Origin of the sequence: uncultured Porticoccus sp. (assembly GCF_913061305.1) — a bacterium.
GTDB lineage: Bacteria > Pseudomonadota > Gammaproteobacteria > Pseudomonadales > Porticoccaceae > Porticoccus.
Map to the genome: position 1 here is coordinate 188793 of NZ_CAJXST010000005.1, position 19823 is coordinate 208615.

Below are 19823 nucleotides of genomic sequence, written 5' to 3' on the forward strand. Positions count from 1 at the left end.
TGCCAAGAGCATAGACAGAACTTTATTATAAGAAAAATGGTTTATATGAATAATTGCAATCGAATTTATCTATATGCGTTTTACTCTGCGGCAATTGGACGTCTTTCTGGAAACAGCCCGGACCGGCAACATCAGTCGGGCAGCTGACTATCTGAGCATTTCCCAGTCTGCAGCCAGTAGCGCGTTAAAAGAGCTGGAGCGGCAGTACGACATCATGTTGTTTGACCGCCTGGGCAAACGCCTCGTACTGAACGACCTGGGCCGCGCCATCCGACCTCGGGCCGAGGCCCTGCGCGACCAAGCCCGGGAACTGAATCAGGATCTTAAGCAGGAATCTGACCTTGGGGCATTGAAGGTAGGCGCCACATTGACCATTGGCAACTACTTGGCCGTGGGCATACTAACTCAGTACCGCGGTGAGCACCCGGAGGCGGAAGTGGTCCTGGAAGTGGCCAACACCGCTACCATCGTCGAAAAGGTTGCCAATTTTGAGCTCGACATTGGCATGATCGAAGGCGAACTGAATCACCCGGACCTCTCTCTTCAGCCCTGGCAGAAAGACGAGCTGGTGATCATCTGCGCCCCGGATCACCCCTGGGCAGGCAAGCCCTGGCTGAGGGATGACGATCTGGTAAGGGCAGACTGGATATTGCGCGAAAGCGGCTCCGGCACCCGTCAGGCGTTCGATCGCGCCATGCACGGCCTGTTGCCACAGTTCAAGCCACCGCTGGAGCTACAGCACACGGAGGCCATTAAAAGAGCTGTAGAGTCTGGCATGGGGCTGGGCTGCCTGTCGCGGCTCTGCCTACAAGACGCCTTTGACCGTGGCACCCTTGTGCCACTGCCTGTACCCGAACGCCCTATGGACCGACAGTTTTACCTGGCGCTGCATAAACGAAAATTCAGGAGCCGAGCTATTCATCAGTGGATTGAATTGTGCTGAGGTCCAATGCGGTTCTGAGAGCGACTGAGCGGCATCCCGAACCGGTCGCGACTGATGCTCGGTGGTCCCGAGAAATCGCATTTTCACCCCTAGCCACTCTGGCTGTTGGAAAGCGTTAGAGTGCAGGACTGACAGATTATTGGTAAATCAACGCCAACGGCTTGTCATCTAAGTGTTGCGGTGCCACATCAAATACCACCCGGGCATTGGCCAGACCAATGATGCGATCCGCAAAGCGTTTGGCGTATTCGAGTTGATGTAAGGAAACCACTACAGTAATGCCGTCTTTCGCACAGATTTGTTTTAGTTGGGACAGAACTTTTTCTGAGGTGGATGGATTCAGGCTTGCCCCCGGTTCATCGGCCAGAATAATGGTTGGTTGTTGAGCCAGTGCTCTGGCGATACCCACCCGTTGTTACTGACCGCCAGGTAATTGATCTACCCGTGCCAACTCTTTATCAGTCAATTCAACCCGATCCAGGCAATGCAATGCCAGTGCCAATTCATATTGGGGCATCGGCAACAGGCTGCGTAAGAATAAGTGATAACCGAGTCGCCCCTTACACATTCTGCAGCGCAGTGTGGCGTAAAACAAGCTGGTGATGTTGGCACGCCGAACTCGGCTGAATGTAGTGGTTCAATGATTCTGGACACCAACATAGGGGGTAGTATCGCCACCATAAGCGGTGTCTGCTGGCCAGGAAACGACGATCTTTTACGCCTGAGTTCAAACGGAAAGCTGCCTGTCTGTTGCTTGACCAGGGTTACAGTGTTGCCGAAGCCCGCCGCTCTTTGAATTGTCCGTAAAATCGGGGAAGAACCCGTTTTATCTTGGTCAGCGTAGTCTTTGGGCGTTCAGATCAAGTGGCCTTTGATCATTTTTCTGTTATTTATGTCACGACGAGCAGCTGTAATGTGACAATCCACCGACCCCAAACAATGCCGACGGCTTCAGCCGATAATATTTTTCTTCCACCTCTTTTGATTGCTCCGCGTAGGGGTGTGACATGACTTCCTGCAGCTCCCGAAGTTGAGCATAGTGACCCGTATTCGCTTGCTGATACGCTAAAACAACCAGCCATTCCCGCAAACTGTATTTTGGGTTAATGCGTTTCATCTGGCTGGAAATTGTTTCATTAGAGCGACCTGGGCTGCCTGCACTGATTAGCGATTTCCATTTTGTGAGCCACGCTGTCCATCGCTCGTCAATTTCCTTGTTATTTATTTCAGGCCTTGATTGTATTGGCTCACCAGAAGGATTCGTGTCTGTATAAAAGCTTTTTTTAAGTGGACCAATATCATCAGGCACCCACGAGAGCTCGCGAAAGAAGAGGGTGTAATCAACAGGTGTTTGCCTCATTAGCACGATGAGTTCGTTAAATAATTCTGTGTTAAAAGCGTCAAGGCCCAGTTTGGCTGCCCACATTTTTTCCATTGCCACTTGCATCAACGCTGGAAACTCAATTTGAAGCGCATCGAGCTGTTTTAAAGCGTCTGGGTGTGACGCTAGCAATGGCCGTAAAGCGGAACAAAACATCTGAAAGTTACGTTCTGCTGCAACATGTTGGTTCAGGAAAGAGAAATGACGTCCGCCTCCCGTCCATGGCTGGAAGTATGGGTTGAATACCTCACAGAACCCGAAAGGGCCATAGTCAAGTGTGAAGCCACCGGCTGCGCAGTTGTCACTGTTGAAGTTGCCCTGGCAGTAACCGACGCGAATCCAGTTTGCCACGAGAGAGATGAGTCGGCTGCGAAACTCACGTGCAAGTACCACTGCTTTTTTTTCGATGCCTAGATTTGGTTCGATAACGTCATCGTATTCTCGGTCAATCAAGTGCAATACAATTTTTTCAAGTTCCTCCATCGCCTGCGGATATTCTTTCTTGCGGGCACGACGACCGAAGAGTTCGAGTTGGCCTACCCGGATGAATGAAGGTGCAACCCGTGTCAAAACGGCGACTGGCTCCGAGATAAGTATGTCCGGATCGGCTGCGCGGGAACCCTCCGAGTACCACGGCCGCTTAACCTTCTCTGTTTTCGAAACGTACAAACTCAGAGACCGTGACGTTGGCACCCCGAGTGCGTGCATGTACTCCTGCGCCAAGAACTCCCGCACACTTGACCGCAGAACAGCTCGACCATCGGCGCCACGACAGTATGGCGTTCGGCCACCACCTTTTAGCTGCATCTCCCAGCGTTGACCATTGATAACGACTTCAAGTATGGAAATCGCGCGACCGTCACCGTAACCGTTACCAGTTTGGAACGGACACTGCTGGGTGTATTCAGTGCCGTAAATTGACAGTGCGTAACCACATGCCCAGCCAACCTTTCTCATCGGGACTGGAACAAAAGAAATGTCACCGGAGAACACGCGGATGAAGTCTGCCGACTGCGCCATGCTGTCGGCGAAGCCTAATTCGTGAAACAGGTTTTGGCTGTGGGCGATGTAATCAGGGGCTTCGATTGGTGTAGGGGCGACAGGGACATAGTGGCCCCTGAAAACTTGGCGTGAGACATGATCATCTCCATGCTTATTTGCGTCAGGATCGCAGGTGAGAAAATCCATCAGTGAATAATTTGTCAACTTTGCGAGATCTTTTAGGGTCGAGACGATAAAGGGGATTTTTTGAAGCGGTTGTTTTTTCATTGAGCTTCCCATTGGACAGCTAGATTCGACTTCAATCATTATTTCGGATAATGCATCATTCTCCCATTCTTCTGATTTGGATCTTACTGTATCAATGGGTTACATAACATCGCTGGCCGCTTGCGAGACTGACTGCTTTGTTATAATTAAAGATGCATCAATATAGAAGATAATATTGTGACAGTTCGTTTCACACATTATTCATACCTTCCATCAATAAGCCGGATGCTCAGTGCGACTGTTGTCTCCTCCTGCTGTAGAACCGGCAAAGCAACTAGGTATGAAGACATCATTTTTGAAGTCAAGCAGAGGATACTAATTGGCAGACTCTCACAGGAATGATGAACTTTAAGAGAGACTTCTGCTACTTTTAAACTGATATATGCGAGAGTAAGCGTAACGAGATTTTGGGTCAGCGAGCCCTGGTTAAGGCTAAGACTATGACGAAACCGAAAATACATAACCTACGGTTAGCAGGCAAACTGGAGAAGCAACCGGCAGAGGAGTGTCTCTTGGAAATAGGGTCAAATGGTTCCATGAGGTCTGACGACGTACAGTAGTCCCATTACCACCAACCCTGATTATCTGCCCATCTGGGCAAATTTTTTAGGCTTTTTGCTTTTTCCTTATGTGAGTGACGTTGCTGCTTGCTGAGTCGACATACGCCGCCCAGGCATTCATCATTTTGAAGCGCTTCTTCAGCAGCTCGCCTCGCGCGTATGCTTTCTCCGCTTCATCTGTTAGGACATGGGCTATGGCAAACTCCGCGATTTTGTGGGGAAAGCCGGTTTCCTCACCGATATAGTCCCTGAATGTTGACCGGAAGCCACTTGTCGGATTTTGTGCCATTTTACTGCACTGTAGTACGGTTTCCAGTGATTCTGGTGTTTTATCCGTATACCTGGTCCGGTCATGATAATCAGGGTAACGGCAAGAACTGCGCGGTTTTCATCCTGTTGCTGTTAAATTATCGGGTTGGTCCAGCAGCCCCTTTTCAACCCGTATGGGCAAATGATCCCTTTCCTTTCAACGTCTTTTCCTCTACCTTGAAGTAATTCGTTCCTTTGATTTAACCCAGTTAATCTGGAAAGGTATATTCATGAAAGACCTTGATACAAAAATGGAAGAGACTACTGCGACCCCATGGGATCAGTGGTTTGAAATGCTGACGGCCTTTAAAGCGGAAAAGGGCCACTGCCTGGTGCCTCATAACTACAAGACCCCGGAGGGATATCCCCTGTGGTATTGGGTGAGGAAGATGTGCCGGGATAAATCCAGTGGCGAGCTTTCAGCGGGTCAGATAGAACGACTCAACAGTCTGGAGTTTGTCTGGGACCTGCAAGACCTGTCCTGGGAGAAGGGATTTGCTGCATTGCAGGCCTACAAAGCAGAGTACGGCGATTGTCTGGTCCCCGATGGTTATGTGACCAGGGATGATTATCCCCTTGGCATATGGGCGCGGGATCAACGTTATTTTGATGGCAATTATCCACGAGAAAAATATCATCGACTCGCCGAGCTCGGCTTTGTCTGGGATTTGCGTGAATACGCATGGGACCGGATGTACGCCGCGCTTGAGGCCTATCAGAAAGAGCACGGCGATTGCCTTGTGCCGAAGGGTTATCTGGTTGAAGGGGGCGTCGATCTCAGTATGTGGGTAACCAGGCAGCGTTCAGATTTGGCAAACAATTATCTCACACAGCAAAAGCTGTCAAAATTGAACAAGCTGGGTTTCTGCTGGGCGACAGCCGATGACTTGCCCCATGTGCTGTTTGTACCGAGCGACAAGGATTCGATAAGTAGCACTTCAACCTCAAGCCGCTCGCTTTAATACGAGCTGGTAGGAGATGGCTGGTCTGGTGGCGCTGAGACTTTGTGACCCTGTACCCAATGGGGTTCTCAGTCACCAGATTGCATCCATAAAGGACAGCGAACGTTACTGCACTGTCGACCATCGTTGGTTTTTTCAGGCAGGTAGTTTTTATTGTCCTGGGACAGGGATGCCTTCATTTATCGCGACGCTTTGGCTAAAAAGCAGTCTGGTCTGAACTTTGGCATAACAGGGTCTTGCCGGGCCACGCAGTATGCTCCACCCTCGACTGTTTGGATTGGCCCATCAGCGGCCTTTGTCGTATTTCAGCAACGGATCTTTATCACCCTTTTTGGGCGAAACCGACAGGATTCTGGGTATATAATCCAACGGTATTCCTAGAGGGGCTCTTCCGGTTACTCCATGACTGACTTCAAACACATCGCACTGGTGGCCAACATCCAGTTGCCCGAGATTATCGATTCCCTGAAACGACTGATCACTTTTCTGACGCAATCCGGCTATCAGGTGTTGCTTGAGCAGAAAACGGCGGAACTGGTCGGCGACAGCCAATTACCGGTATTTGATAGTGATAGCCTCGAGACGCCTGTCGATCTGATCATTGTGGTTGGGGGCGATGGCAGTATGCTGAGCGCTGTACGCAGCTTGGTGAGATACGATGTACCGTTGCTGGGTGTCAATCGGGGGCGATTGGGTTTTCTTACCGATATTCTGCCGGATGAAATGGAATCACAGATGAAACGGGTGCTGGCCGGGGAGTTTATTCTTTCCAGCCGTTTTCTGCTGGATGTTTCCATTAGCAGAAAAGGTGCTGTTATTGGAACCGGTGCCGCGCTTAATGATGTGGTGCTCCACCCGGGGAAATCCGTCCGGATGATGGAGTTTGAGCTGTATATCGATGGGCAGTTTGTCTACAGCCAGTGTTCCGATGGCCTGATTGTTTCTACCCCGACGGGATCTACAGCCTATGCGCTCTCGGGGGGTGGACCGATCATGCACCCCAACCTGGATGCGATTGTTCTGGTGCCGATGAATCCCCATACGTTGTCCAGTCGACCTATTGTCGTGGGCGGTAAGAGTGAAATCGAAATCCGGGTGGGGTCCCGCAACGAGCTGCACCCACTGGTCACCTGTGACGGCCAGACCGATTTGCAGTCCGAGCCCGGTGATATCATCCGGATCCACAAGAAAACCCGCCAGGTGCAGTTGATTCATCCAGTGGCCCACAATTTTTATGAAACCTGTCGTACCAAGCTTGGGTGGGGCAGCAGACTGGGCATTGATGAGCGCACCAGTGAGCGCATCAGTAAGCCGGTCAACTAATTGCCATGAGTGAACTGGATTCAACCTGGACGCATGTGGCAGACATCCCCTCTCAGCTGGATATGGGCGATCTCTATGCCCGCTTAAACAGCCTGAGTATATCCCATCGGCTCAGACCCCATGGTGAGTGGGTTCAGCTGTGGATAGAATATCCCGAGCAATTGCCACAGGTTATCAGCCTGTTGGAGGAGGCGAGGTCAACATCTTCTCCCGCCACACCGGCCCCCCCCGCCTTGGGCTTTCAGCAGCAGTTACAAAAAGCCCCGGTGGTCTTGACGCTGCTGTTGTTCAGTGTCATCGGTGCTGCCATGGTCAGCTATGCGTTTCCTCTGGTGCACTGGCTGACCTTCCAGGACTACCTTCTGATTGGCGAAAACATCCGTTTTGAGTATGCGGAGATCGCTCTGGGTCGAGGTGAATACTGGCGGCTGGTGACGCCGGTTTTCTTGCACTTTGGCATTTTCCATCTGGCGTTCAACGGTCTTTGGTTGTGGGAATTGGGGCGACGAATCGAAACCCTCGCCGGCAGCCTGCACATGCTGATGATTGTTCTGTTGATGGCGATTGCCTCTAACCTGGGGCAATATCTGTGGAGCGGTCCCGCGCTGTTTGGCGGTATGTCCGGTGTGGTTTATGGTCTGCTCGGCTATATCTGGATAAGAAACCGGGTGTCTCCCAGGCCAATACTCTCTCTTCCCGGGGGCTTGCTGGGCTTTATGCTGATCTGGCTACTGGCCGGTATGAGTGGTTTTATGGAGCTATTGATGGGGGTCAATATCGCCAATGCCGCCCATGCGATCGGTCTGATTAGTGGCATGGTGCTGGGCGGCTGGGCCGGGTCTATCGATACCGGCGGACGGCGTCAGTAGCTGGTATAATTTTCCACAGATATAAATCCTTGAAGTAGTGGTTGGGTGACAGCTGCTACCGAGCTGTCACTGAGGTAAACCATGGATTTTCAGCAACTGATCGACTCCATCACTCCCGATATTTACGAAAGTCTCAAACTGGCTGTGGAACGGGGCAAATGGCCCGATGGCAGAAAGCTTACCGCAGCTCAGCGGGAACACAGTATGCAGGCAATCATTGCCTATGATCTCCGCCACACACCTGAAGACCAGCGCGTTGGCTATATTCCGCCCAAGAAAAAAACTGAACCCTGTGACACCAACAAGCGGCCTGATCACAGCGATGACCCGCAGCCCCTCAAATGGCAGTCGTAATTAATGCCTGATTATTCGGGACACCTCAAGAAGATGCGGGTAGCTCTGGCGGACGGCTCGGTGCAGTACGGTTTGCCGCTGGACGATGATTGCCTGCCATTGAACGATCTGCTTGGCAAAACTCTACGTATTCAGTACAGCGGTACGATTCACTGTCTTCATTGTGGCCGGCGCAGTAACAAGAGTTTCAGCCAGGGCTACTGTTACCCGTGTTTCACGAAACTGGCGCAGTGTGATAGCTGCATTGTCAGCCCGGAAAAATGCCATTATTTTGAGGGCACATGCCGGGAACCGGAATGGGGTGAACAACATTGTATGGTGGATCATATTGTCTACCTGGCCAATTCATCCGGGGTGAAAGTTGGCATTACCCGCGAGAGCCAGCTACCGACCCGCTGGATTGATCAGGGAGCCTTGCAGGCACTGCCCATCATGCGAGTGAAGACCCGTCAGCAATCCGGCCTGGTGGAGGATGTTTTGCGTCAGTATGTGGCAGACAAGACTAACTGGCGAACCATGCTGAAGGGCGAGATTGTTCCCGCCGACCTGCCGGCTATCCGGGATGCACTGTTCGACCGAACTGAAAAACAGCTGATTGCTCTGGAAGACCGTTTCGGTCTTCAGGCCCTCCAGCGGCTCGATGATGTAGCCCCCATGAATATTGATTACCCGGTGCTGGAGTACCCCACAAAAGTGACCAGTTTCAATCTGGATAAGGTGCCCTTGTTAGAGGGAACCCTGCTGGGTATAAAAGGCCAGTATCTGATTTTTGACAGCGGGGTCATCAATATTCGCAAATACACAGCCTACCATGTAGAAGTGACCCATTGATTATGATGATGAGAGATGCCCAGCCGGGCAATATTTACCTGAAAGACTACAGGGCCCCACGCTATCTGATCGATAAAACGGTGTTGCGGGTAGAAATCCGCCAGGATGACACCGTTGTTCTGGCCACGCTGGAAATGCGGCGCAACCCCGATACCAATGACCGGGAAACCGGCCTGGTGCTGGATGGCCAGGGCCTGTCGCTGCAATCTCTGAGCATCGACGGTAAGCCGTTGACGCCCGAGCAGTTCAGTGTGACAGCCGATGAGCTGTTGATTCACGAGGTGCCCGATCAGTTCACCCTGACCTCGGAAGTGATTATTCGTCCGAAGGAAAATTCGTCACTGGAGGGTTTGTTCAAATCCCGCACCATCTACTGCACCCAGTGTGAAGCAGAAGGTTTCCGAGGTATCACCTACTATCTGGATCGCCCCGATGTGATGTCGGAATTTACCACGACGGTGGTGGCCGACCAGGCCGAGTGTCCGGTCTTGCTGTCTAATGGCAACCTGTTGGAAACCGGCGAGCTACCCGATGGCCGCCACTGGGCAACCTGGCACGATCCCTTTCTCAAGCCCGCCTACCTGTTTGCGCTGGTGGCTGGTGAATTGTCGGTGGTGGAAGACAAGTTCACCACCTGCAGTGGCCGCAACGTGGTGCTGCAACTCTATGTGGAAGCCAAGGATCTGGAGAAATGTGATCACGCCATGACCTCCCTGAAAAACGCCATGCGCTGGGATGAGGAGGTCTATGGTCGCGAGTACGATCTCGATCTGTATATGATCGTGGCGGTGGACGACTTCAATATGGGGGCCATGGAAAACAAGGGGCTCAATATTTTCAACACCTCCTGTGTGCTGGCCCATCAGGCCACTACCACCGACGATGGCTTCAATCGGGTAGAGTCTGTGGTGGCCCACGAATACTTCCACAACTGGTCCGGCAACCGTGTTACCTGCCGGGACTGGTTTCAGCTGAGCCTGAAAGAGGGCTTTACCGTGTTCCGCGATTCACAGTTCTCTGCGGACATGGGTTCCCCGGTGGTCAAGCGGGTTGAAAATGTCACCATGCTCCGCACGGTGCAGTTTGCCGAAGACGGCGGTCCGACGGCTCACCCGGTGCAGCCCGCTTCCTATATGGAAATCTCCAATTTCTACACAGCCACCATTTATGAGAAGGGGGCTGAGGTGGTGCGGATGATTCATACGCTGCTGGGTCCGGACCTGTTCCGTCGCGGCTCTGACCTCTATTTTGAGCGCCACGATGGCCAGGCTGTCACCATCGAGGATTTTGTAGCCGCCATGGCTGAGGTCAGTGGCAGGGATTTCAGCCAATTCATGAACTGGTACCGCCAGGCCGGCACGCCCCGCCTGACGGTCACCGGTGATTACGATGAACAGCAGCGACAGTTCAGCTTACACTTTTCGCAGAGCTGTCCGTCCGCTCCCGAGAGCCAGAACAAACAGCCTTTCCATATTCCGGTAACGGTGGGACTGGTGACAGAAGCGGGGGATTTGCCGCTGAGTCCGACGGGCGAAACCAGTCGGGTTGTGGAAATTACCGAAACCGAGCAGACGGTGGTTTTTGAGCACATCGATTGTCGCCCTGTGCCCTCCCTGCTGCGCAATTTTTCGGCTCCCGTAAAACTGAATTATCCCTATAGTTATGATGAGCTGGGTTTTTTAATGGCCCATGACAGCGATGGCTTCAACCGTTGGGATGCCGGTCAGCGGCTCTCCATTGCGTTAATGCAGTCGCTGATGAAAGATTTTCGTACCGGTGAACCACTGCAGCTGGATAGCCGTTTGTCAGAGGCATTTGCCAAGGTGCTGGATGAAACCGGGGTCGATCAGGCCATGCAGGCATTGGTGCTGACTCTACCCACTGAGTTTCTGCTGGCGGAGTTGGCCGACGTTATTGATGTGGAAGCCATCCATCAGGTTCGTCGTTTTGTCTGTGGTGAGTTGGGAAAAACCCTGGCGCCCGCTTGGCGTAAAGCCTATCTGGATAACGTGCAGCCACAATATGCGCTTTCCGGTGTTGCCATGGCGCGGCGGAGTCTGAAAAACCTTTCCCTGCGCTACCTGTTGAATAGCGGTGTCGAGGATTCCCTGTCGCTGGCCCATGACCAGTTTATGACAGCGGACAATATGACCGACCGGTTGGCGGCATTATCGGGCCTGGTTAATGACCCGCGGGACGCGGCGGTGATGCTGGCAGAGAAGGCGCTGGACAAGTTCTATCAGGACTGGCAACAGGAGCCGCTGGTGTTGAACCAATGGTTTCAGGTACAGGCCTCCTGCATGCGTCCAGGTGGTCTGGAGCGGGTGAAAAAACTCATGAAGCACCCTGCATTTGACTTCCATAACCCCAACAAGGTGCGCGCGCTGGTGGGTGTATTCTGTAACAGTAATCCGGTTAACTTTCACCGGCAGGATGGCGCTGGCTACCAGTTCCTGGCTGATAATGTGCTGGCACTGGACAAGCTGAATCCGCAGATCGCTTCCCGTCAACTGACGCCGCTGACCAAGTGGCGACGCTATGACCTGTCGGCGCAGTCACTGATGCAGGAGCAACTTTCCCGTGTGCTGGCAGCGCCTGGCTTGTCCAGAGATACCTATGAGATCGCTTCGAAAAGTCTCTGAGAGATGGCTGCTGGGCCCTGTCGACTTGATACGGGTCAATGACAAAGGTGATGGATTGGCAGACACTGGCCGGGTAGATGTGCCAAGGAGGCGCGTCTCCGAAGTGACAGCCAACCCCTGATGAAGGGGTGTTCCATCGTCAATATTCAGGAGAGCCTCTGGCTCTCCTTTTTTTTGCCCTCTATTCAGAACGGCTCTGAATGTCCCCTTTGAGTTGATTACCTGGCCGCGGGTTTTTTTGGCCGCTTTTTGTTGTTCAAATGCTCATGAAGTGCCAGGAACTGCTGGGTCAGCGGGTGACTGGGCGCAAAGTGAATCAACGGTTTCCCCGCCTGATGCGATTCGCGCATTTTTACCGACTGGTTCAGATAAATTGGCAGTACCGGGTGCTTCTCTGCAATCAGCTCATTGATGATTTGTGTCGGCAAATTGGCCCTCGGCTGAAACTGATTGGCGATAATTCCTTCGATCAGCAGGTCTTCATTGTGATCATCCCGAATTTCGCCAATGACATGCAGAATGTTGTACAGCGCATGTCGTGAAAATGCATCGCAATCGAAGGGGATCAATACCCGGTCGGCACTCACCAGTGCTGAGGTGGTATAAAAGTTCATTGCCGGTGCCGTGTCTATAAACACCTGATCAAAATGCGGTTCCAGCTTGTTTAGCAGGTCACGCAACTTGTAGATTTTGTGGCGGGATTCCAGTTTTTGCTCAATCTCTTCCAGTTCGGGGTCTGACGCCATGATCGACAGATTGGCAAAGGGGGTTTCAGTGATAAATTCAGCCGGTTTCTTTGGCGAGAGGTTAAAAGACAGGGTCTGAGAAAAATAATCGGCAATGGTGTTGGCCGTATCAGGGTTTTCACCCAGTAGATACTGGGTAGAGTTGCCCTGTGGATCGAGATCGAGCAACAGCGTCCGCTTGCCACTGTGGGCAGCGATAGCCGCCAGATTGCAGGTGATGCTGGACTTGCCTACACCGCCTTTTTGATTGAAAACAACTCGACGCATACTCTGGATCCTTGCCTAGCGTTGAAATGAGTGACTTTTCGGTAAAGCATCCTGCATGAAAAATGCCAAATTGTCATTTTATTGAATCCCTTGGCCGGCGCGAAGCTTCTTCGCCCCCGCTGTGGATAAGCGCTCATCAATGGGTGGAAAGCAATTTACTTCACAACAGGAAAATGCACAAAAGAGCAGCATTTCTTGAATTTCAGTGCACTTTTTACAGGCGCTATTCATTACAGGCGATATTCCCGTCAACAGAAACCCGCTGCCGGTTTACTTGCCATACAACGGTGCCAGTGGCGTCCCTTTTTGTTGTTTGCCCAGGTTTTTTCGGTTTTTTCTGAGCTGTTTTAATTGTTCAAAGATCGCCGGCAGGCTGACCGTGTCCGGGGCGGTGCCGCTGTAGAGCGTGCGATCCAGCGCATCCAGTGTTCCGGCCAGCTCGTCACTGTGCGCTGTGGTGGCCACATCCTGCAGGGTCAATAAGGGTGTGTCCCAGTATATTCTCGCCCAGCGCAGCAGAGCATGGCGGAATGCCCGCGGGTTATCGCTTTTGGATTGTCGCTGGAGCTCGGCAAATAATGTGGTTTCTTCGGGCTCATTCAGTGTTTCTACCGGGGTGACTTTCAATGCCGGTTGACGACGGCTATTGCGCCACAGCAAAAACAGTACTGCCACGGCGATCAGGAGCAAAAGATTCACCCCGATCAATATCCATATCAGCAGGCCGGACTCCTGAGCGACAACGGGTGCAACTATCGGTTCGGTTGCGTTGCTGTTGTCGGTTTCATCCGTTCCGGTCACGTCCGGCACCTGGCCTGCAGCGGCTTTCACTGTCAGCGTGCGTTGTTCAAGGACTGCTTGCCTCGGTTGCTGACTGACGGTGTCCCACCATTGGACGGTTACCGGGGGCAGTGTGATGGTTCCGGCTCTGGATGGCACAATGGCCATTGATTCCACCCGTGATCCGATCACGCCACTGCTGTCGCCACTGTTATCCATTTGAGGCTGGTCGGGGTAAATTTTGTAACCATCGCCATTGGGGATTTGCAAGGGGGGCAGCTGAGTAGCCGCCAGTTCCTGGGCGGTCAGTGTGATGGTACGGGTGATCGGTTCCCCTGCCACCAGTTCATCGGGCGGGCGGCTCCAACGCTCGGTGAGACTGAGCCCCTTGGCTGGAAGCCAGGCCCCACCACCCGAGTTGGTGGGGCGGGGCAGAACAGTCACGCTTTGCTCGTCCGAATAGAGCAGGACACGCTTGCCCCGGTTTCCGAAAAGAGAGCCCGAGAAAGGATCGCGGCGATCCGGAATAGCCGTATTCAGACGAATCTGGGGTATGACCAGTTCGCCACTGGCCTCCGGGAACAACACGTATTTGATTTCATTGACCTGATAAACCACGCCATTTTCGCGGGTCTGATACTGGTTTTCCGCCAGTTGTAGTATGGAGGTGTTGTCTATTGACAAGCCGTCACTGCTGAGGCCGAGCAGGGGTTCTGATGTGAAAATCCGCAGAGTCAGTAACAGCTGTTCCTGAACATAGGCGGTGGTTTTATCCAGCTCGGTTTCAACAAATATCGGATCCCTGTTTTTCGCTGCAGGGCGGCGATCTTCCACCTGCAGGGTGATTGCCTCGCTATTCACGCCTTTAAAATCAAGCTCCGGGATCAGTATTTCCCCCGTTTCTCTGGGCAGCAGCTCCAGAAGCCACTCTGTGTAGGAGATCGCCTTGCCATTGATCAGTGAAAACTGGTTTTGCTGGCGGCGGGAGAGGATCTCAAAGTTCTCTTCCAGCACAGAGAAGTCCGGCTCGCCAGATGTCTGGCTGTCGAATCGAACCCGCAACTCGACCGTTTCACCGCGATTGAGCTGGTTGCGGTCCACTGTCGCCGACAAGTCGTCAGCAGTGGCCCCGGCGCTGCCCAGCAACAGTAACAGCGGAACAAAAACGTAAAATAACAGTGATCTACCCCAATCAGCGTTCATCAACTTTTACCACCTCTGTTCCTGATCGCCGGGCGGGTTAATACCGCGGCGTTCCTCGAATTCACGCTTTCTTGATTCATAGCGAAATTTTTCCCGCAGCAAGCCACCGGGGTCATCCGGGATTTTTCTCAGCCACTGCTCCATGGCCTGTTTTTCTTCCTCGCTCATTTCCGGCAGTGACCCCTGTGAGGGCTGTTCGCTTTCCTCCGCATCGCCGGGAGAGGGTTGCTGGTCGGTCGCCTGTTCGGAGGATTCTGGCTGGTTTTCCGTCTGCGGTTGTCCGCCTTCCTGTTCTCCTTCTTTTTCCCCTTCCTTTTTTCCAGAGTCAGGTGGCTCGGCACTATTCTGGTTATTGCTTCCGGACGGATTGTCAGAACCGTCATTGGCATCTTCGGGGTCCTGTTCGCCGGGCTGTTGCTGATTTTGCTGATCTTCAGGTTTTTCCTGGGGGTCTTGTTTTGGCTGATCCTGAGGACTTTGCTGATCTTGCGGCTGATTCTGTTGCTTGAGTTGTTCCACCAGTTCACGATTAAACTGGGCATCTTCCATTTCCGGTACCAGCGCCAGGGCCTGGTTGTAACTGGCAATGGCTTCTTCCAGCTTGCCGTCTTTTGCCAGTGCATTGCCGCGATTGTAGTGATCGATGGCTGAATCACCCTGATACAGTTTGGTGGCCTGGTCGTATTGACCATTGCGGTAAGCGGCGGCCGCTTTCCATTGCGTGTTATTGAATTTTTCCTGGGCGGTGGCGGTATCGCCTTCCTGCAAGGCCCGTGATGCCTGTTGGTCAGGTGTCAGCCAGAGATCATCCCAGCTCAGGGCCTGGGCGGGCACGGGTAGACCAAACAGTGGTGTCAGTATCAGACAAGCAAGGACTATGCCGCGACGTGAAGCCAGCACCAGTATCGGTAATAACAGCAGCACCAGCCAATAGCCCGTGTCATGCCAGCTATCGAAGTTGCGCTCAAGCTGACGGGTGGAAGAGTCTGGTCCGATTTTGAAGCCCTCCAGCAGGTAGTTGATATCGGTGTTATCTGCCGTGATGGCGGTGTAGCGGCCATCATGCCGGTTTGCCAGTTGTTTTAGCCCCCGCTCATCCAGATGCGGCACAACGATAGAGCCGCTGCTGTCCTTGGCAAATCCGCCGCCGCCAATAGGGATGGGCGCCCCCTCTGCAGTACCAATACCGAACACCGAGAGGCGGAAATCGCCCATACCGCGAAAGATACCACTCAGCTCATCCCGGGCGCGCTCGGCGACACCATCGGTTATTAACAGTATGTCCGCTCGGGTGGCTCCTGCATTGAGCGCCAGCTCCATGGCTTTTTGTGCGGCGGATTCAACATGGCTACCGGGGCCGGGCATGATGTTGGGGTCCAGAGCCGGAACCAGTGCTGCAAGCGTGTTGGCGTCGTCGGTGAGAGGGCTGACCACAAAGGCGTCGTCAGCGTAGGCGATCAACCCCGTTGCCCCCTCTTTGCGTTGCTGCAACAACTCGATCAGTTTCAGCCGTGCACGGGTAAGCCGGTTGGGTTTTTGATCTTGGGACAACATGGAGGGCGAGAGATCAAACAGGATAATCAGCGCGCTTTCCTGTTTGTGGATTGGCAGGGGTGTTCGGTCCCAGGTGGGACCAGCCATGGCAAGCGCAGCGATGATCCAGCCGAGGAGTGAAACCGCGACCAGTGAACGCCGTTTGTGGTGGGTGGATTCATCCAGTAGCAGTGGTAGCAGTTCCGGTGCAATGACCCGATGCCAGTTGCCCCGCCTGATCTGGGAGCGGTGTAACCACCAGCTGGTGAGCAGTGCCGGCAGAATGGCCAGCAACCAGGCCGGTCGCAGAAAATGAAAGTCGGACAGCGCTTGCAGCATGCTCATCAGCGGTTATCCCCGCGATTTGTCAGGGCTGCCATTGCAAAGCTGCAGAGCAGTGCGAACCCCAGCGGCCAGTAGAATAATGCTTTGGTCGGTCGCAGGGTTTCCGCTTCCTGGGCGATCGGTTCCAGCTTATCAAGCTGTCTGTAGATCGCCTCGAGCTCCTCCGGGTTGCGGGCACGGAAATACTGGCCACCGGTTTTCTCGGCGATGGCAGTCAGGGTCGCTTCGTCCAGGTCGCTGGAGGGGTTGATCCGTCGCGTGCCAAAGAGGCTGCGCTCCAGCTTGACTTCTGCACCAATGCCGATGGTATGGATGACAATATTTTCCCTGGCCGCGATGTCGGCCGCTTCGAGTGGTTTAACCCGGCCGGCAGAATTGGCGCCATCCGTCAGCAAAATCAGGACCCGATGACTTTTGGGTCGAGGCTGCAGGCGTTTCACCGCCAGACCGATGGCATCACCAATGGCGGTGCGGTCGCCGGCAAAGCCAATCTGGGCTTCATTGAGCAGCACATTCAGGGTCCTTCGATCAAATGTCAGCGGCGTCTGCAGGTAGGGGCGGGTACCGAACAGAATCAGCCCCATGCGGTCGCCCTGTCGGCGCTCGACAAATTCTCCGATTACCTGTTTGACGGCAGTGAGCCGGTCAACGGTATTGCCGCCTATCTGCATATCGGTTTCTTGCATGCTGCCGGAGATATCCACGGCCATCAGCAGATCCCGGCCAGTGCTGGGTATGGCAATGGGGTCGCCAACCCAGGTGGGACGGGCAGCCGCTGCGAGCAGAGCAATCCAGGTGGCTGTCAGCAGTGCCAGTGCAAACCAGTGCCAGCTGCCGCCATTTTTTTGCACCGATACATTCCTCGACAGCGCCGAGTAGACGGGCACCTTCAGGGCCGGTGTCGTCGCCTCGGCTCGGCTGCGCAGCATCCGGTAAAGTACCGGCACCGGTAACAGGATAAACAGCCAGGGCCATTCAAACGTCAGCATGATTTACTCCGCTGATGTTGTTCAAGCCATCGTTTGATAGCGGTGTGCAGGGAAATAACCAGGTGGTCGATATTTTCCGGGTCAGCCCGATAGGGCAGGACTGTCAACTGTTGCTGTAGTGTTTCGTCAAACAGCGTTCGCCGACATTGCTGGTTAAGCCGTTGCAATAACTGTGGTGTCAGCTCCGACTCGAGGGCCTGATCCGGATAGGCTGTTTTCGCGGTACGGCGCAGGAGTGCCAGCATGGCGTGGCAATATTCGAGCGGTTGTCCCGCCAGGGATTGCTCCAGCTCGGCCAGGCAATGCAGTGCCTCCCGTCGATAGCGATTGTCCTGGTGCCGCTTTTTCAACCTCCAGAGACAGTAAGTCATTGCGCTCAATAGCAGTAGTGCCAGCAACCACCAGCCCGGGGCAGGGGGCCACCAGCCGACCGGATCGGGCAGGTGAATGTCGCGCAACTGTGAGAGTGGATCCTGGGGATTCATGAGTGACGGCCGGTTTTTTTTCTGCTGTAAGTCTGTTGCAGGGTCGGTATGACAGAGGTTCCTGTTTCAAAAGTCATCAGCCCCATGCGCAATTGCGTGCACAGCTGTCGCAGCCGTGCCTGATGACGGAGAAAGTGCTGTTCAAACTCCTCGCGTAATTCACGACTTCGGGTGTTCAGTGAAAATTGCTGGTTACCGTCATTGACCTGGTAGAGGGCCGGGGGTGGCAACTGCTTTTCCAGTGGGTCATGGATTTGGCACAGGTTGACGTCACAGTGTCTGGCCAATTCGAAAAGGTGTTGTTCGCAGTCTTTGTCCAGGTCATGAAAGTCACTGATCAGAAACAGTGTTGAGCCGGGTAGTGCTACCCGCCGACTGTCCCGCATGATATCGACCATGCTGTATTTGCCGGGCACGGAGCGGGTCAGCAGTGCACTGAAGTCCCTTAACTGGTGGATCAACTGCAAGACGCTGTGGCTGCTGCGACGCGCGCGGATTTCGCGATGCTGCTCCGCACCGATAATCAGTCCGCCAACCCGATCATTGGCGTTCAGCCCGGCCCAGCCGAGCGCTGCGGCCAGCTGACAGGCGGTGATGGATTTCAGCATTTTTGAGCCAAAGAACATGTTGGGGCGCAGGTCAGTAATCACCAGGATGGGTCGCTCCCGTTCTTCCCGAAACAACTTGGTGTGGGGCGTCAGGGTGCGGGCCGTGACACGCCAGTCGATCGAGCGGATATCGTCACCGGGCTGGTATTGCCGGACTTCTTCAAAGTCCATGCCCCGGCCTCGCGTCCGCGAGTGGTGCCCTCCCATCAACGAGGTTTTCGCCATTCGCCGGGGGAAGAATTTCAGGTCGCGCGTGCCGAAGCGCATGCCTACCAGGGTGGTGACATCGGCGATGGCGGGATTGTTGAGATCGGGGTCGTCCATTGATCAGGCAGAGGGTACGTTGCTGATCAGGGTATCGATTGCCCGGTCCGGATTGATGCCGCTGGCCTCTGCTTCAAAACTCAGAATAAGGCGATGGCGCAAGACATCGTGAATCACGCTGCGCACATCGTCCGGGGAAACGTAGTCGTGGCCCTTGAGCCATGCGCAGGCCCGGGCACAGCGGTCCAGCGATATGGTGGCTCTTGGGCTGGCACCAAAATCAAGCCAGCTGCCCAGTTTTTCGCAATAATCGGTGGGGTTGCGGGTGGCGAGGATCAACTGGACGATATATTCCTCCACGGGTTCTGCCATGTGGACTGACAAAACTTCCTTGCGGGCTTCCAGCAGGGTCTCCTCTGAGACTTTATCGATGGCCGCTATCGGTTCGTGCAATGCCTCGTTGCGAGCCAGGCGCAAAATCTGCCGCTCGGCCTCTGCTTCGGGGTAGTCTACGTTGACGTGCATCAGAAAGCGGTCCATTTGCGCTTCCGGCAGCGGGTAGGTGCCCTCCTGTTCGATGGGGTTCTGAGTGGCCATGACCAGGAAAAGCCTGGGCAGTGGGTAGGTGCTGCGGCCCACACTGATCTGGCGCTCTGCCATGGCTTCCAGCAGTGCTGACTGGACTTTGGCCGGCGCCCGGTTGATCTCGTCGGCCAGTACCAGGTTGTGAAAAATCGGTCCCGGCTGAAATTGAAAACTGCCATCTTCCGGGCGATAGATATCACTGCCGGTGATGTCGGAGGGCAACAGATCGGGCGTGAACTGGACACGGTGAAAATCACCGGTAATGCCATCCGCCAGGGTTTTGATGGCTTTGGTTTTTGCCAGCCCGGGGGCGCCTTCCACCAACAGGTGACCATCTGCCAGAATGGCAATAATCAGCCGGTCTATCAGGTGGGGCTGACCGACAATCTGGGTATTGAGATAATCGCGGAGCTGCAAAATTTTTTGCTGATGAGTCATGCTGATGCTTACTTCTTGTTATAACGGTGGTCAGAGATTGTAATGCCTGGTGGCCGCTAACCCAAACAGGGCAATCATATGAGGTTAATCTAGACTGTAGGTAGCAGATGAAGTTCAGTTATGGCTTATTCTGTCGC

Annotated in this window: 16 protein-coding genes and 2 pseudogenes; 8 read left to right on the forward strand and 10 right to left on the reverse strand. The window is 53.8% G+C overall.

Features of this window, described 5'->3' with window-relative positions; genetic code table 11:
- Positions 1–73: 73 nt before the first annotated feature.
- Positions 74–943, forward strand: coding sequence for a LysR family transcriptional regulator (locus QZ516_RS07805; RefSeq protein WP_297188176.1), 870 nt, complete (start codon positions 74–76; stop codon positions 941–943).
- Between the two features lie 178 nt (positions 944–1121).
- Here QZ516_RS07805 and QZ516_RS07810 read toward each other — a convergent pair.
- Positions 1122–1551 (reverse strand): annotated as a pseudogene (locus tag QZ516_RS07810) (ATP-binding cassette domain-containing protein); the annotation flags it as partial.
- Between the two features lie 85 nt (positions 1552–1636).
- Here QZ516_RS07810 and QZ516_RS07815 point away from each other — a divergent pair.
- Positions 1637–1741: pseudogene (locus QZ516_RS07815) on the forward strand (transposase); the annotation flags it as partial.
- A 97-nt stretch (positions 1742–1838) separates the two neighbouring features.
- On the opposite strand, the gene QZ516_RS07820 reads toward QZ516_RS07815, so the two are convergent.
- The gene (locus QZ516_RS07820) at positions 1839–3593 is read right to left on the reverse strand and encodes a protein adenylyltransferase SelO family protein (protein WP_297188178.1); all 1755 of its coding nucleotides are present in this window, start codon (positions 3591–3593) and stop codon (positions 1839–1841) included.
- A gap of 606 nt (positions 3594–4199) precedes the next feature.
- The gene (locus tag QZ516_RS07825) at positions 4200–4442 is read right to left on the reverse strand and encodes a hypothetical protein (RefSeq protein ID WP_297188180.1); all 243 of its coding nucleotides are present in this window, start codon (positions 4440–4442) and stop codon (positions 4200–4202) included.
- A 250-nt stretch (positions 4443–4692) separates the two neighbouring features.
- Here QZ516_RS07825 and QZ516_RS07830 point away from each other — a divergent pair, with 250 nt between their 5' ends.
- From QZ516_RS07830 to pepN, 6 genes are all read left to right on the forward strand, one after another.
- A complete protein-coding gene (locus QZ516_RS07830) occupies positions 4693–5424 on the forward strand; it encodes a helicase associated domain-containing protein (protein ID WP_297188182.1) in 732 nt (243 codons plus the stop codon).
- A gap of 402 nt (positions 5425–5826) precedes the next feature.
- Positions 5827–6747 carry an NAD(+) kinase gene (locus QZ516_RS07835; RefSeq protein ID WP_297188184.1) on the forward strand — a complete coding sequence of 307 codons (921 nt, stop codon included), beginning with the start codon at positions 5827–5829 and terminating at the stop codon, positions 6745–6747.
- Between the two features lie 5 nt (positions 6748–6752).
- Entirely contained in the window at positions 6753–7616 is an 864-nt protein-coding gene (locus QZ516_RS07840; RefSeq protein ID WP_297188186.1) for a rhomboid family intramembrane serine protease, read from the forward strand.
- A gap of 81 nt (positions 7617–7697) precedes the next feature.
- Complete coding sequence (locus QZ516_RS07845) at positions 7698–7970, forward strand: DUF1315 family protein (protein WP_297188188.1); 273 nt, start codon at positions 7698–7700, stop codon at positions 7968–7970.
- Between the two features lie 3 nt (positions 7971–7973).
- On the forward strand, positions 7974–8801 hold the full coding sequence (locus tag QZ516_RS07850) for a DUF2797 domain-containing protein (RefSeq protein ID WP_297188190.1): 828 nt from the start codon (positions 7974–7976) through the stop codon (positions 8799–8801).
- Between the two features lie 8 nt (positions 8802–8809).
- Positions 8810–11443: an aminopeptidase N gene (gene pepN / locus QZ516_RS07855; RefSeq protein ID WP_297188375.1), complete on the forward strand. Its 2634-nt coding sequence runs from the start codon at positions 8810–8812 to the stop codon at positions 11441–11443.
- 218 nt (positions 11444–11661) lie between these two features.
- Here the strand turns inward: pepN and QZ516_RS07860 are convergent, their stop codons facing one another.
- From QZ516_RS07860 to QZ516_RS07890, 7 genes are all read right to left on the reverse strand, one after another.
- Entirely contained in the window at positions 11662–12456 is a 795-nt protein-coding gene (locus tag QZ516_RS07860) for a ParA family protein (protein WP_297188192.1), read from the reverse strand.
- Between the two features lie 270 nt (positions 12457–12726).
- On the reverse strand, positions 12727–14439 hold the full coding sequence (locus QZ516_RS07865) for a BatD family protein (protein WP_297188194.1): 1713 nt from the start codon (positions 14437–14439) through the stop codon (positions 12727–12729).
- Between the two features lie 6 nt (positions 14440–14445).
- A complete protein-coding gene (locus QZ516_RS07870; protein ID WP_297188197.1) occupies positions 14446–16317 on the reverse strand; it encodes a VWA domain-containing protein in 1872 nt (623 codons plus the stop codon).
- Positions 16317–17306 (reverse strand): VWA domain-containing protein, encoded by a 990-nt coding sequence (locus tag QZ516_RS07875; RefSeq protein ID WP_297188199.1) that lies wholly within the window; start codon positions 17304–17306, stop codon positions 16317–16319. The genes QZ516_RS07870 and QZ516_RS07875 overlap by 1 nt, the downstream gene beginning before the upstream one ends.
- Positions 17300–17791 carry a DUF4381 domain-containing protein gene (locus tag QZ516_RS07880; protein ID WP_297188201.1) on the reverse strand — a complete coding sequence of 164 codons (492 nt, stop codon included), beginning with the start codon at positions 17789–17791 and terminating at the stop codon, positions 17300–17302. The genes QZ516_RS07875 and QZ516_RS07880 overlap by 7 nt, the downstream gene beginning before the upstream one ends.
- A complete protein-coding gene (locus tag QZ516_RS07885; protein WP_297188203.1) occupies positions 17788–18723 on the reverse strand; it encodes a DUF58 domain-containing protein in 936 nt (311 codons plus the stop codon). Before QZ516_RS07885 ends, QZ516_RS07880 begins: the two co-directional genes overlap by 4 nt.
- A 3-nt stretch (positions 18724–18726) precedes the next feature.
- Positions 18727–19686: a MoxR family ATPase gene (locus QZ516_RS07890; RefSeq protein ID WP_297188205.1), complete on the reverse strand. Its 960-nt coding sequence runs from the start codon at positions 19684–19686 to the stop codon at positions 18727–18729.
- Positions 19687–19823 lie beyond the last annotated feature (137 nt).